Consider the following 13,996-nt stretch of genomic DNA (forward strand, 5'->3'; position numbering starts at 1 on the left):
AGGATGTGTTTGTATGAAGTAATTTTTGAGCTTTTTTTATGGTGAATTTTTACGCTTTGTCGTGCTTAAACAGCCGGTCGAAATCAGCCAGGTAACGAATCAGCATGGCTTTATTCTTTTTGGGAGTCGGTTCCTTTATCCACGGATCCACCAATTTATGCGCCCAGTCGTAGTACAGGCTGTTGTCCGTACAGCCATACAGCGTAACATACAAAAGGGCCCGAGATTGTTCGGCCTGTATGGCCGGGAGCATCTCCTGGATGGTTTGAAGCAGATCGTTGCGCTTCGATTCTTCCGCGAGAATTGTGTAGGCCTGCAGCAGCAGGACATAGAGCTTGCTGCGCATGATGTCGGAGTCGAGTGTCAGGCTACCGTATTCCTGCAATACCTCGGTGGCGATAGCCCGATCTTCCGCAGACCCCCCCCCGGCTAAATACCTGCACAGCGCGTCATGAATCCGGTCGAACAGTTTGCCGTTGTTCAGTCGGGAGTAATAACTCGAGGTCTCGGCATTCAGTTCAATCACCTCATACTCCCCGGGCTGGACCTTCAGCAGCGGGACGCACATCCAGTTGTCGATCGTGACCAGAATCTCCTTGTGGCGTGAGGGGGCTGTTGTGACGACCCGGGCCTCGATTCCTGCAAAACGTCCTTCGGTGATACGGATCCGGTCACCCTTGACCAGCCAGACGGGATCGGCCGCACAGACCGGTACGGGTTCGGCATACGAGCGGGCAATCCATCGCAGGTCGCGCATGGCCTGATCGGTCAGATAGGGATAATGGTACGAATCCTTGCCATCGCGGACCCTCGGGAGAAAGTTGTATTGCGGGAGACGCTGCTTGATGCGGTAAATCTCGCACTCGGAGGCGTGTATGAACAGGTAGTTGTACAACAGCGAACGTCGGGTTGTCACCAGCCGCCCGTTCATCTTTCTGGCCTCGACAAGAACCGGTGCAAAATACTCGAACAGAGGCTCGTTGTCGCACCGCCTGCGGGTCAGTTCGCGATCCAGTCCTTCGGTCATGGCCCGGCTGCTGGTCGGGTAGACCAGCACGTACCAGCGCACGATATGGCGGTTCTGGACCTCGGAAACCGGGGTCGCGGCGGATTCGGATGTATCGGCGGTTCGGGTGAGTGCGGACGACACGGATTTTGTCATTCTTTTCGGGATATTGCGCTCCGCGACCTCGTCAGGTTAAATGTAATAGCCTGACAAATAATAAATTGCGAATTTCTTTTGAGTGATGCTTGAAAATTTCATACAGTTTCGCACGTGTGTTTCAACCGCACATAATCCCGCACTTCTTTTGCTTTCCCGTAATAGAATTACCTCCCGTTTATGCGGAAGTAAGGTCTCTATTTAAGAAATCCACATCACTGCCACAAAGGTAAAAAAAATGGGACTCAGAACAAAAAAATCAGCATATTTCTCATCCTTGGAACATCATTTTGTGAGGTCTTTATTTAGTTCATACTCCGAACTTTAAAACTATCACTTCGCGCCAGGTTCTGCCAATGGTTTCATGAACCGCATTCCAGATATGCCAGAGGTTGATTGTGCCATGATTCTACACAAAATGCGCCTCCTGAATGGATGGTAAAACGGCCAATATCCGTATGCTTTTGACTGTTAAACAATTTAGGTCCAGTATGGTTTCTTAAATAGAGACGTGAGATTTTTTTTGGGGGGGGGGAGTTTGGCCGATCGACTGGATTCTGTGATGAATCTCCGGGCATTTTCACTTCCGGCTGCAAATCATGGCAAGTCCGAACAAAATCGGTTGGAGCTGGACAGATTCGGTCACGGAGCGGTGAGTCTGTTTTCGAATACTTTGCCCCTTCGTATGTCGGGGTTCGGAAACAACACGGGGAGTTGGTCTGCACGAACCATCCGCTGCTCTGCAACTACGTCTTCATCCACGCCTCGGAGGCGGAGATCTGCCGGATGAAACGTTTTTTGCCTCAGTATAACTTCCTGCCCCGTGTCCGCGAGAAGGACGATGCCTGCTATCCCTACCTTTCGGACGAGGCGATGGAGAACCTGAAGTGGGCGACCGCCTCCTATTCCGACGTGCTGCCGGGTCTACACGCCTGGTCCCGAACGACTGATGAAGGGCGACCGGATCCGCATTACCGGGGGCCGTTCAAGGGGGTTGAGGCCAGCGTCATCATTCAGCCCGGAGGGGGCCGCAAGGAGGTGATGGTTTGTGTGGAGAACTGCATGTATGTGCCGCTGCTCTGTGTCGAACCCGGGCAATATGAGGTGATTGCGCTGGCGGTCCTGTCCGTCCCGGTCTTCGATACATTCCGCGTGATGACGACACGCATCCTGAAACGTAAGTCTCCGTTCCACCCGGACAAGACGCACCTGCACCACCTGTTCATCCGCCTGGGATGCTCGCATGCCGCGACTACCCTTGCGATTCTGAGCTTGAATTTCTTTGTGGTGCTGTGCTGGTGGATCAGCTGCATGGTCGGTTGCTCAATTGATGTTCAACTGTATATTGTGCTGGCGTTGAGCATTCTGGCCAACCTGTGCGTCTTCCTGATGAACAACTGCTCGGGCAACGAGACGGTGAATGCCGGAACGGGCAAGGAACTGACGATCAAGGCGCTGACCGAGCTGGTTGCCAAGGTGGCCGGCTATACGGGCGAGATCCGCTGGGATCCTTCGATGCCGAACGGCACGCCGCGCAAGCTGCTTGACGTCTCGAAGGCCAAGGTGCTGGGCTGGACCTACAAGACCGAACTCGAGGACGGTATCCGCCTTGCCTGCAAGGACTTCCTGGAGAACCCGATGCGGGCCGAGCGATAAGCCGACAGGACCTATGGCAGCCAGCAATCGCTACTGTGTCATCACGCCCGCCGAACGGCGGGCCGTGGAGGAGATCTTCGCCCGCAGCCCGCCGATTTCGATCGACTGCGGGGTGTTGGAACGGGCTGACAACGTCTTTGTGCGGAGTTCGGATTTCGGCTGGAACGACGTCGGAACGTGGGGCTCGTTCTGCGAACTCTCAGGGAAGGATGCCGACGGCAGCCGTCGCGGCCCGCAATTCGGGTGCGGAGAGAACCGGATCCGTGAGTAAAACGGATTTGATCGTTTCAGTGTCGAATAAATTTTGTAACTTGCATGGGCAAAATCCACTGGCAACGCTACCCATGAAAACCTATACCCCGACCCCGCTCGACACGCGGGAGATTCAACTCCCCGAGTCACTCGATGAACTGACCGAGCAATTGGCCCGCAACGTGCACGAAGTCTGGGCGCAGGGCCGTATTGCGGAGGGTTGGCGATACGGCGAACGACGTGACGATCAACTCAAAACCCATCCCTGTCTGGTCCCCTACGAGCAGTTGCCGGAGTCCGAACGCGAATACGACCGTCAGACGGCCCTGCAGACCCTTAAACTGATTCTCCGCCTCGGCTTCCGGATTCAACGCTAACTGTCTCCGGCCGGGATTCAAACAACCGCCTCATGAACTCTCTCAGACGTCTCTTTACGTTGTGTTTCGACCGGGCCTTCTCGGGGCGCGGACGGACGCAGTTTGCCTGGCTGGTCGGCATTCTGCTGCTCTTTTTCGGGGGGATCTATCTGGTCAGCTGGTTTTTTGCCTTCCCGGAACCGTCGGGCGCCTTCGCTTCCGAGCCGCTGCGTACGGATGGGGAAGAGGCGCCGATGGGCCGCCTGCTGCAGTTGATCTGCCTGTTTATCGACCCGGGCAGCGTGGCCAACGTTCAGCCCGAATTGCGCTGGTTTGCGTTGGGGGTTGCCATTCTGGGGCTGCTGCTCTTCAGCGGCCTGCTGATCTCGGTGGTGTCGAACATGTTGGAGCGACGGGTCGAACGCTACCGCGAGGGCGAGATTGCCTATCCGCTCGAAAACCATGTCGTGGTGATCGGTTTTGAGGAGATGGTGCCGATGCTGGTGCATCAGATCTGCTCGGATCCTCGCTACGGGGATTGCTATATCCTGATCCAGAGCGTGCGGCCCGCCGCCGAGGTGCGCAACCGGATCCATACGGTGCTCGATGCCCGGCAGGAGCGGCGCATTCTGGTGCTGCACGCCCAGCGCAACTCGACCGAGGAGCTGGAAAAACTCTGCACGACCCGGGCCCGCGAGCTCTTTCTGATCGGTGAGGCGGATGAATACGACCACGATTCGCTCAATATCGATTCGCTGCAGAAGATCGTGGCGATCCACCGCCGGACGCCGGACTGCCCGCGTATTCCGGTCTCGGTGCTGTTCGAGTACCAGACCACCTATGCGGCGTTCCAGATCTCGGATCTGGCCGAAGAGTGGCGCCAGCAGATCGACTTCCATCCCTTCAACTTCTACGAGGAGTGGGCCAAGAAACTGCTGGTCCGGCGGAGCTATGGCGAGGGAGATGCACGGGTCGAATATCCGGCTTTGGATCGTGAGCCGATCACGCGGGAGAGCGACCGGACGGTTCACTTCGTGATCATCGGCATGAGCCGGATGGGGGTAGCTCTGGGCGTCGAGGCGGCGCAGCTGCTCCACTTCCCGAACTTCTGCCGCGACCCGCGGCTGAAGAGCCGGATCACCTTCATCGACGCCGCGGCCGACGAGGAGATGAACTTCTTCCGCGGACGTTACCGCCACTATTTCGATCTGGCGCCGAGCCGCTACCGCGATATGGAGCATCCGGCTGCAAGCCGTGTTCTGCCGCCGAACCGTGCCTACGGGACAGGGGTGGATTTCCTCGACGTGGAGTTCGAATTTATCAAGGGACGCGCCGAGACGCCGGCCGTGCAGCGACTGCTGGCGGAGTGGGCCGTGGATCCCGGACAACAACTGTCGATTGCCGTTTGTTTGAACTTCCCGCCCCGGAGCATGGCGCTGGGACTCTACCTGCCTGACGAGATTTATGCGCGGGATATTCCGGTTTTCGTGCGGCAGGAGACCTCGAGCGCGCTGCTCGACCTGCTTAACAACCGCCTCAAGAGGGAGCCGCTGAACCGCTATTCGCACGTCTTTCCGTTCGGCATGCTGGCCCATCCGTTCGATCTGGACCGGCGCAACACCCGTCGTGCGCAGTTGGTCAACTATATCTATGATTTCCGCTGCCGACACCATGCCGGCCCCTCGGAATACCCTTCGGAGGCCGTGTTGCAGAAGGCCTGGGATCAGCTGTCTGTGGCTCGTCAATGGTCGAACTTCTATTGTGCCGATTCGGCCGACCTCAAGTTGCGGTCGCTGTGCCTGACAGCCGGGCCCGAGGTGCGGCTGACGGAGGAGCAGATCGAACTGTTGGCCGAGGTGGAGCACAACCGCTGGAACATGGAGAAACTCCTGCTGGGATACCGCAGGCCGACGTGCGAAGAGGAGATCCTCTGCCGGGACAAGACGGTTTGCGCTGCGTACAAGAACCGGCTTTTCGTCCATCCCGACATCCGACCCTACGGCGAACTGGACGACGAGACCCGGGATCAGGATCGCTATCTGGCGAAGTATCTGCTGTTTATCATGGAGGCGTAAGATGGGTGGATGGATCAAAATACTGATTGCCGTGGGAGTTGCGACAGGGGGCTGCTCCCTTGTTCCGGCGGCGGCCCAGATCGTGCAGCGGGGCGTCGTTTTGGAGATGAGCAGCGGGCGGCGGCCCGTTTCGGGCGTCGAGGTGAGGGCGGTCGGTGCCGCCCCCTCCGACAGCGATATGAAGGGTGTGTTCGAACTGAATTTTCCCGCCTCTCTGCCTGGTGATCCGCTCTTTCTGGACCGGATCTATAAACAGGGGTTCGAGCTGGTGAACCGGGAAAAGGTGGAGCAGTGGAATTTGTCCGCCGATGCGGTCCTGGAAGTGGTCTTGGGGCGTACGGAGGTCATTGATTCCCTCCGAAAACGCTATTATCGGATTGGTATGTCTGCCGTGGAGCAGGCCTATCGGCGATCGGTGACCGAGCTGGAGACCCGCCGCCGGATCCAGCGGATTGCCGAAGCGCAGTATGCCCGGGAACTCGACTCGCTCACCCGTGTTCATGCCCGATTGAGGCAGCAGGTGGACGGCTATGCCGCGCTGTTCGCGCGTATCAATCGGGACGAACTGGATGCCGGGGAGAGACAGGCGCTGGCGTTGCTCGACCGTGGAGACGTGGAGGGTGCGATCGGGCTCTACGAGCAGATGCGCACCGATTCGGTGTTGGCCCGGCGGGTGGCAGGCCGCAATGTGGCCGATGAGGATCTGCGGCTTCTGGTCCCCTCGCTGATGAACAGCTTCCGGATCATGCGGCGGCTCGGTGATGTCGAAGGATGTGATTCCGTGGGGCGTCTGATCGGTGCTGCGGCTGCGGAGGTCGCTCTGAAACTGGAAGTTGTCGAGTGGAGATTTGCGGTCGGGGAGCGGAGCGCTGCCCTGGATGAGTATCGCGTGTTGGTGCGGGAGGCGCAGACGGTGGCCGAAATCGAATGCATTGAGGCCAGTCTGCACCGTTTGCTGGAAGGAGCGACGTTGTCGAAGAGCCTCGGGCGGAAAGTCGATCTGCTGCAGGACCGCATAAATGCCCGGATGAACTGGGCGAAAATAAAGGAAAACAGTTGGACCCATGATTAAGAAAGGAGACTATAACGAGATTCGGGTTTTCATCGCCTCGTCGGCGGAGCTGGATCAGGACAAGGAGATGTTCGATCTGTACTTCTCCGACAAGAACAAACTGTATCGTGAGGAGCGGATCGTATTCGACCACCGGACCTGGAAGGATTTCAGCAGTTCGCTGAATGAGGGACGGTTGCAGGATCGTTACAATGATTTCATCCGCGAGTGCGATCTGGTGATCTTTCTCTTCCATACGCGGCTGGGGCGCTATACGCGCGAGGAGCTGGAGGTTGCCTCGGCGGCTTTCCGTCAGAACGGGCGGCGCCCCCGGATCTTTGTCTATTTCAAGGAGGAGGGAATTGAGGATGACGCCCTGCGGGACTTCAAAGAGTACTGCGAAAAGCGGCTGGGCCACTTTTGTGACGTATATGCCACCTATGACGACTGGCATGTGAAGTTTGACCGGCAGCTGAAGATGCTCGAGGAGGAGGGCTTCATCCGGGCTCCCCGCAAGCGGGAGAGGATGGCCGAACGGCTGAAATTCGCCTTCTCCCATGTACTGGCTCCGGCCGTTGTTGCCTTTCTGGTCATCATGGTCGGGCTCTGCTTCGTCCCCGTCACCGTGACGATCTGCCTGGATGACCGAACGCCGTCGCAGCTGCCGTTTCAGGGAGCCGACATCACGCTGATCTACGCGGATAAAAGCGAGACGAAACATTTGGAGCGGTTGACGGACGAGGTCATCTTCAAGGAGATCCATGCGCGGCATGTCGGTCGGCCGGTGCAGATTGCGGTCTCCTCCCGGGGTTACGAACCGGTCGACACGCTGCTCGATCTGGAGAAGCGACTGGTGATCCCCATCCGTCGCGACGCAAGCCTTTCGTTGCTCTATGGAACGGTCAAGGACGAGAACAACCGTCCGTTGGCGGGGGTCACCCTGCAGGTATTCGACTTGCAGACGGTTTCGGACGAAACGGGAAACTTCCGCCTGCGGATCCCCTCCGACCGGCAGCGTCCCCAGCAACGCGTACAGGCCTTCAAGGAGGGGTACGAGTTATGGGACTTTACCGGTCCCGTATCCGACAAGGTCCCCTGGAAGATTATTTTGCACCGCCGCTGATTATTGGTTGTAATAGCCGTTCCGGTGGTACTCCTCGATGCTGAACCGCAGGAGCGTGTCGTTGGGCAGGCTCCCCGGCCGGTAATTCAGCCCCTCGGCCTGCATCTCCCGGCCTCCCGGCAGCGAGAGCTTGTTCAGCAGCTCTCCCTTGGCCAGTTTGATCAGGATGGGATAGGTGACGAAGAGGGGGTTGAGGCGCTTCATCTCCTCGGCGACGGCCAGCGCCTCCGTGGCATATCCGAGCGCCTGCTCGTTGTCGCCGGTCCGGTAGTAGCAGATGCTGGTATTCATGGTCATGAGCATGTAGTTGGTGCCCATGGACACCTTGTTGAGCGGGTAGAGCGCCTTCATCAGTTCGTAGGCCTTCTTCTGTTCGCGGAGGGCCTGCGGATATTTTTTCAGCTTGCCGTATCCCAAAGCGAGGTTGTTGTAGGTCGTGCTCAGGCTGGATTTCAGTTCCGAGTTGTCGGGGTGCCGTTTCAGCTCGGCCTCGCGGGCCTCCTTCACGTGCTCCAGATATTTCAACCCCAGATCGGAGAGGCCGCCGGTGATCAGCGCGGTGCCGATGCTGTTCTCTACGGCCAGCGATTCGTACCCCCAGAGCGCCTGCATGGCATAGAGCGTTTCCAGATCGAGTGCGGCCTGGGCCGCCTCCTGCGTTTTGGACAACGTCAGCAGATCGTCGATGTATTTGGCACGCACCAGAAGAATGGTCTCGGCATTCCCCGAGGCGTTGATCCGATTCAGCTCTTCGGCATAATCGTTGGCCTTCAGGATGTGCGGCCGGGCCTCGGCGAGATTCCCTTTCTGCGCGTAGAAGGTGGCGTAGATGGTCTCCAGATCGACCAGCGCCTGGATTCGCGGTTCGGTCGACAACCCGGCAAACTCCTGCTCGATTCGATCCCGGAAACGGGCCGCCTCTTCCAGGAAGGCGTCGTTGTCGGCCGTGATGCACAGGGTGAGATAGATCTTGTACCGCCCCAGATATTCGGCAGCCGTGGCGTAGGGATTTTTCCGGAACCTCTCCTCCGCATTCACCCACGCCTGCTTGGCGACGGCATAGGCCTTTTGCTGGTCTCCGGCCTTCATGGCCAGCTTCAGCATCATGTCCAGATGCTCCTGATTCAACGCCAGCGCCGTCTGCTCGTCATCCGGCATGTGTTGCGCGATAAAGTCCCGAACCTCCGCAAAGATCTGTTCCGCCTTTTGGACCTCCTCCCTGTCCGCATACAGATCCATCAGGGCCGTGTAGGTGTTGACCAGCGTGCCTTTCTGAACTCGGACGAAGACCGGATTGTCGGATTGCGCAATCTCATCCTGCAACTCGCGGATCTCATCCAGATAGATCTCCTCGGCATCGTCCCACTGGTGCATGGCCTCGTATGTTTGCGCCAGATTGAACGAGGTCTGGTGGTAGATGGCCAGATAATCGCCCGACGGCATCGCACGGTGGGCCTGCTGCAGGATCTGCAGCGCCTGAATGCCGTACTCCAGCGCCTGGGTGTAGTCGTGCCGGAGGTTGCGCGTCACCGTCATCCGGAGGGAGAGAACCAGCAGCAGCGACTTCTCGTCGTATGCCAGCTGCTGACAGCGGTCGATCCACTCGTCCAGATCCTCCTCGAAACGGTTGATCTTGCGCAGGGTGTAGTTCAGCACATAGGGGAACCGGTCGGGCAGGATTCGGGCGATCCATTGGTAGACGTCGTACGATTTCCGTTCGTTTTCCGCTCCGCCGGTCAGGGTGCACAGATCGGCGTAGCGGTACATCCGTTCGACGAGAGCCGTTATGTCCTCGTCGGCCTCGGCACGCTGCTGTAGTTTTTGGCCGGCCTGTTCAATCAGTCCGGAGTTGCGGTACAGCTCGATGGCCTCATCCAGACGTCCGCTGTCGACCAGTTCCAGCACCTGCCTCTCCATCTCGTCGATATCGTCGGGATTGATGCGGGCAAACTTTCCGGCATATTCGTCCAGCGTTTTCAGATAGGCCCGGTTCTCCTCGGCCAGTTTTCGCAACCGTTGCGCCCGTTCCTCCTGGCTCATCTCCCGGTGGGTATAGAGCCGGTTGATGCTGTCGATGGTCTGGTTGCGGAGTCTGGTGAAATGCTCGACGGCAATGGCGTAGTAGCGGTTTTTCTGCTCCTCGATGGTTCCCTCGGGGGCCATGACGATCTCCATCGGGCGCTTCTCCGTCAGAATCCAACCGTTGAGGAGCTCTTCGTTCACGAGCTCGTACCCCTTTTTGTATACGAACGGGGAGCTGATCGCCGTGCCCGGTTGGGCGTGGATGAAATCCAGACAGAAATGTCCCTCTCCGTCGGAGTCCGTCGCGGGGGCGCCCGCCGCCAGCAGCTGCACGCCGGCCAGCGGCGTCTTGTGGGAGTTGTAGATGCGGACATTGCCCTTTTGGACCACCTGCGCCCGGATTGTTCCGGTGAAAAGCAGACACGAGAGGCCGAGGATGACGAGATGCTTCATGGAGGGAATCGTTTGGGTTGTTCTACAAAGATAACGATTCCTTTTCAGAACCGTTGATTTTAAGGCGTCGGGTTGAGCCCGGTTCAAAATATTTTTCTACATTTGTAGACGGTTCCGTGCCGATCCGCGGAGCCGGACATTTTATACGAACGTTTCGTTACGTTTTCTTTCACGCTCAAACTTCGCAAACTTGACACATTGAAAGAAATGTAGCTGGACGCCTCGTGGACGCATGTATTGTGCCCGCAAGCCTTTGGCTTGTTATGTGCATGATACACGTTTCGCGTGGGCTGTCTGTGTTACTTGTTTCAATGTGGGGCAGCGAAGGCCTGAGCGTGAGGTAAGTCAATGCGGCAACCCACGTTTTTTTATGGCTTTCGATTGCGATTACACCGGAAACCCTACCTTGCTCGACCGCCGGAAGGTCGCCTTCTTCGCCTCGCGCGTCGTCTCACCGGCCGTCGAGGAGCAGGCCCTTCGCTGGGCCGAGGCGTGTTGCGCTACCGACTGCGTCGTAATCAGCGGCTTCCAGTCCCCGCTCGAAAAATCCGTCTTTGAACTCCTGCTGCAAGCCCGTCACCCGGTGATCTGGGCCCTGGGGCGTACCCCCTACCGCCGCTATCCGCCCGTCATCGAAGAGGCCCTGGCCGAGCAGCGCATCCTGATCTTTGCCGTCCGCAACGCCCGCCGAACGGGTTGGCAAACGGCCTAAACCCGCAACTACACCATCGCCACGATGGCCGAGGAGAGCGTCTATGCCCTTCGCACAGACGGCCGTCCCAGCTCGCTCGACGTCTTCCGCGGGCTGGAACTGGGCCACAAACCGGTGCGCTGTTTCCCGCAATAAACCGTCGTTTGAGCCGGACTTTCCACGAGAAAAACGGGACTAAGCCCGGTTCTGAATGACCGAGATTTTGCATCCTCAACCACCGAAAATCGGTTGAAAACTCCTCCGAAGTCGTCGCTTTTTACAGGGTGCCCCATGTGCCAACACCGAATTTCCGACAGCCGGTGGATTTTCGCCGGTTTCATTCGAAATTAGCTCTGCGAAGACCCGTTTTTGAGATTTGTTGCCACACAAAACCGGAACAATTCATATAAGATTTGTCCCGGTAAACTTGTAACTTGATTACACTCCGGGCCTGCATCTCTGCAGTGGTTGTTTTCCCGCACCATTTAGGACCTTTTATCTGGACTGTCCCAAATGCCTCTAAACGCAGTTTCAGCTGCTCATCCGCTATTCTCTTCCGGTATTTCATAATCAGTTTCTCTTTTTCTACAGTGTAACGACAAATTAATTTCGCTTTTTTGAGCCTATTTAATTCCTGTTTTTGATGAATTACACTCCGGGCGAATTGCGCTTCTTCCGTGTGTCGGAGCCTATGATGGCGGAAGGTTACAAAGCTGAATACGGGATATGGATTGCGATGGATAAATATCTGTATTGAAATGAGATATCGGATATTTACGGGTTGTGATAATTGGAAACTTGCATAAAATTCGCGGTTGCAGAAATTTTGAATGCTGAAAAAAATATTATCTTTGCAGCCGATTGGTGCCGGATATGGCTCTTTCCGAGTCATCGGATTAAAAGGGAACCGGGTGGGAATCCCGGACAGACCCGCTGCTGTGAAGCTCCTTCAATCATCCGAAAAATCTGTACCACTGGTTTTTTACCGGGAAGGGTTCGGATGAGGAGTCAGTCAGAAGACCTGCCAATGTTTTATGGATTTAACCGTACTCGTGGATCGGTCGGTTGGATATGTGATATAAATGTTTGGCAGGTATTTTAGATTCTTGTTATCCTTCCTGATTTTTGCAGGGGGAGGTATTCCGGGCGGCGTACATGCGCAAGGGCGTTTGGATAGCCTTCAACATGTACAGGAAGTCGTTGTGACGGGTCATGTTATCCGCAGGGAAGTGATTCCCGTGCAGGAGCTCTCGGGCGAACGCCTCCAGCGGCTCAATTCGCACAACGTAGCCGACGCGCTGCGTTACTTCTCGGGCATCCAGATCAAGGACTACGGAGGTGTCGGCGGTTTGAAAACGGTGAACATCCGCAGCATGGGCACCAACCACGTCGGGGTCTTCTACGACGGTATCGAACTGGGCAACGCTCAGAACGGCACGGTCGATTTGGGGCGCTTCTCGCTCGACAACATGGAGTCGGTGACGCTCTACAATGGGCAGAAAAGCGCCGTGTTCCAGCCCGCCAAGGACTTCGGCTCCTCGGGTTCCATCTACCTGCAATCGCGCACGCCGCGGTTCGAAGCGGGCAAAACCCACCGTCTGAAAGCTTCGTTCAAGACCGGTTCGTTCGGCGTCGTCAATCCGGCGTTGCTCTGGGAGCAGAAACTCGGCGGGCAGGTGAACGGCTCGCTCAGTGCGGAATACCTCCGTTCGTCGGGCCGTTACAGGTTCACCTACCGTATGCAGGAGGGTTACGACACGACCGCCGTGCGGCGCAACGGCGACGTGAACGCCGTTCGGGCGGAGGGTGGTCTCTACGGCCGGATGAACCGCGGCTACTGGCGGGCGAAAGTCTATTTCTACAACTCGGAACGCGGATACCCCGGTGCTGTCGTCCGCAACAAGTTTTCGCACGAAGACCGCCAGTGGGACACCAATTTCTTCGTGCAAGGAGCCTTCAAAAAGGATTTCACCTCATGGTACAGCCTGATGGCCAATGCCAAGTACGCTTACGACTACCTGCACTATCTGGCCGACCCGAACAAGGACGAGTCGCTGATGTACACGAACAACCGCTACTACCAGCAGGAGGCGTACCTCTCCGCCGCCAACCGCTTCACGATCTTCCCGTGGTGGGAGGCAAACCTCTCGGTCGACTATCAGTTCAACCTGCTGGACGCCGACCTGCGCGACTTCGTCTATCCCCGCCGCCACACGATGCTGGCGGCCGCGGCCACGGCGTTCCGCTTCGACCGCGTGGAGGTGCAGGCGAGCCTGCTCGGCACGCTGGTTCGCGACCGCACCCGAGGCGAGACGGCTCCCGACAAACGGAGACTCACTCCGGCGGTCATCATCTCGTGGCGGCCGTTCGGAGGGGCGGACCTGAACCTGCGCGCCTTCTATAAGCGCATATTCCGTATGCCGACGCTCAACGACCTTTACTACACGTTCGTGGGCAATGCGAACCTCGACCCCGAATTCACCACCCAGTACAATGCGGGCTTCACCTACCGGAAGGAGTTCTCCCGCACGTGGCTGCGTGCGCTGGAAATGCAGGCCGACGTCTACTACAACGAGGTGGAGAACAAGATCGTGGCCACGCCTACGTCGAACTTCTTCCGCTGGACGATGGTCAATCTGGGCAAGGTGGAGATCCGAGGCGTCGATGTTGCCGTGCAGACGGAGTGGACCGCGGGGCGCGCCCTCTCGATGGTCGGCCGGCTGAACTACACCTACCAGCAAGCGCAGGACTTTACCGATTCAGGGAGCGAATTCTACGGCGGGCAGATTCCCTACATCCCGTGGCACAGCGGTTCGGCGGTGCTGAATGCCGCATGGTGCACGTGGGAGGCGAGTTACAGCTTTATCTACACGGGCGAACGCTATTCGTCGCAGGCCAATATCCCCTGCAACTATCAGCTGCCGTGGTACACGAGCGACCTCTCGGTGGCGAAAAACTGGCGGCTGTGGGGCGGCAACCTGAAAACGACGCTCGAAGTGAACAATCTGTTCGACCAGCAATACGAAGTGGTGGTCTGCTACCCGATGCCGGGCATCAACTTCAGGCTGATCGTGCAATATACCTTTTAAGTCATTATGAATCTGCGGAAACGATATCACGTTATAACTGTCGCACTCTTCGTCCTGCTGCTCGCC

At 57.4% G+C, this 13,996-nt stretch carries 10 protein-coding genes, 1 pseudogene and 1 riboswitch; of the genes and pseudogenes, 8 read left to right on the forward strand and 3 right to left on the reverse strand.

Going from position 1 to position 13,996, the window contains the following annotated elements; translation table 11 throughout:
• Nucleotides 1–49: 49 nt before the first annotated feature.
• The gene (locus tag B5G09_RS12065) at nucleotides 50–1,162 is read right to left on the reverse strand and encodes a transcriptional regulator (protein ID WP_087405364.1); all 1,113 of its coding nucleotides are present in this window, start codon (nucleotides 1,160–1,162) and stop codon (nucleotides 50–52) included.
• 714 nt (nucleotides 1,163–1,876) lie between these two features.
• Here B5G09_RS12065 and B5G09_RS14560 point away from each other — a divergent pair.
• The 6 genes from B5G09_RS14560 (at nucleotide 1,877) to B5G09_RS12095 (ending at nucleotide 7,675) form a co-directional block, all read left to right on the forward strand.
• A complete protein-coding gene (locus tag B5G09_RS14560) occupies nucleotides 1,877–2,818 on the forward strand; it encodes a hypothetical protein (RefSeq protein ID WP_343285490.1) in 942 nt (313 codons plus the stop codon).
• A 13-nt stretch (nucleotides 2,819–2,831) separates the two neighbouring features.
• Complete coding sequence (locus tag B5G09_RS12075) at nucleotides 2,832–3,089, forward strand: hypothetical protein (protein WP_087405365.1); 258 nt, start codon at nucleotides 2,832–2,834, stop codon at nucleotides 3,087–3,089.
• A 73-nt stretch (nucleotides 3,090–3,162) separates the two neighbouring features.
• Nucleotides 3,163–3,447 carry a RyR domain-containing protein gene (locus tag B5G09_RS12080; protein ID WP_087311504.1) on the forward strand — a complete coding sequence of 95 codons (285 nt, stop codon included), beginning with the start codon at nucleotides 3,163–3,165 and terminating at the stop codon, nucleotides 3,445–3,447.
• Nucleotides 3,448–3,479: 32 nt separating this feature from the next.
• Entirely contained in the window at nucleotides 3,480–5,501 is a 2,022-nt protein-coding gene (locus B5G09_RS12085; RefSeq protein WP_087405366.1) for a hypothetical protein, read from the forward strand.
• A 1-nt stretch (nucleotide 5,502) separates the two neighbouring features.
• On the forward strand, nucleotides 5,503–6,573 hold the full coding sequence (locus tag B5G09_RS12090; RefSeq protein WP_087405367.1) for a hypothetical protein: 1,071 nt from the start codon (nucleotides 5,503–5,505) through the stop codon (nucleotides 6,571–6,573).
• A complete protein-coding gene (locus B5G09_RS12095) occupies nucleotides 6,566–7,675 on the forward strand; it encodes a carboxypeptidase-like regulatory domain-containing protein (RefSeq protein WP_087405368.1) in 1,110 nt (369 codons plus the stop codon). The genes B5G09_RS12090 and B5G09_RS12095 overlap by 8 nt, the downstream gene beginning before the upstream one ends.
• Here the strand turns inward: B5G09_RS12095 and B5G09_RS12100 are convergent, their stop codons facing one another.
• The gene (locus B5G09_RS12100) at nucleotides 7,676–10,150 is read right to left on the reverse strand and encodes a tetratricopeptide repeat protein (RefSeq protein ID WP_087405369.1); all 2,475 of its coding nucleotides are present in this window, start codon (nucleotides 10,148–10,150) and stop codon (nucleotides 7,676–7,678) included.
• Between the two features lie 370 nt (nucleotides 10,151–10,520).
• Here B5G09_RS12100 and B5G09_RS12105 point away from each other — a divergent pair, with 370 nt between their 5' ends.
• Complete coding sequence (locus tag B5G09_RS12105; protein ID WP_143256557.1) at nucleotides 10,521–10,862, forward strand: hypothetical protein; 342 nt, start codon at nucleotides 10,521–10,523, stop codon at nucleotides 10,860–10,862.
• A 406-nt stretch (nucleotides 10,863–11,268) separates the two neighbouring features.
• On the opposite strand, the pseudogene B5G09_RS14430 reads toward B5G09_RS12105, so the two are convergent.
• Nucleotides 11,269–11,409, reverse strand: a pseudogene (locus B5G09_RS14430) (AAA family ATPase); the annotation flags it as partial.
• Between the two features lie 277 nt (nucleotides 11,410–11,686).
• A riboswitch (cobalamin riboswitch) is annotated at nucleotides 11,687–11,885 on the forward strand.
• Between the two features lie 38 nt (nucleotides 11,886–11,923).
• Here B5G09_RS14430 and B5G09_RS12115 point away from each other — a divergent pair.
• A complete protein-coding gene (locus B5G09_RS12115; RefSeq protein WP_087405372.1) occupies nucleotides 11,924–13,930 on the forward strand; it encodes a TonB-dependent receptor in 2,007 nt (668 codons plus the stop codon).
• The last annotated feature ends 66 nt before the right edge of the window (nucleotides 13,931–13,996 follow it).

It is taken from the genome of Alistipes sp. An54 (genome assembly GCF_002159375.1).
GTDB lineage: Bacteria > Bacteroidota > Bacteroidia > Bacteroidales > Rikenellaceae > Alistipes > Alistipes megaguti.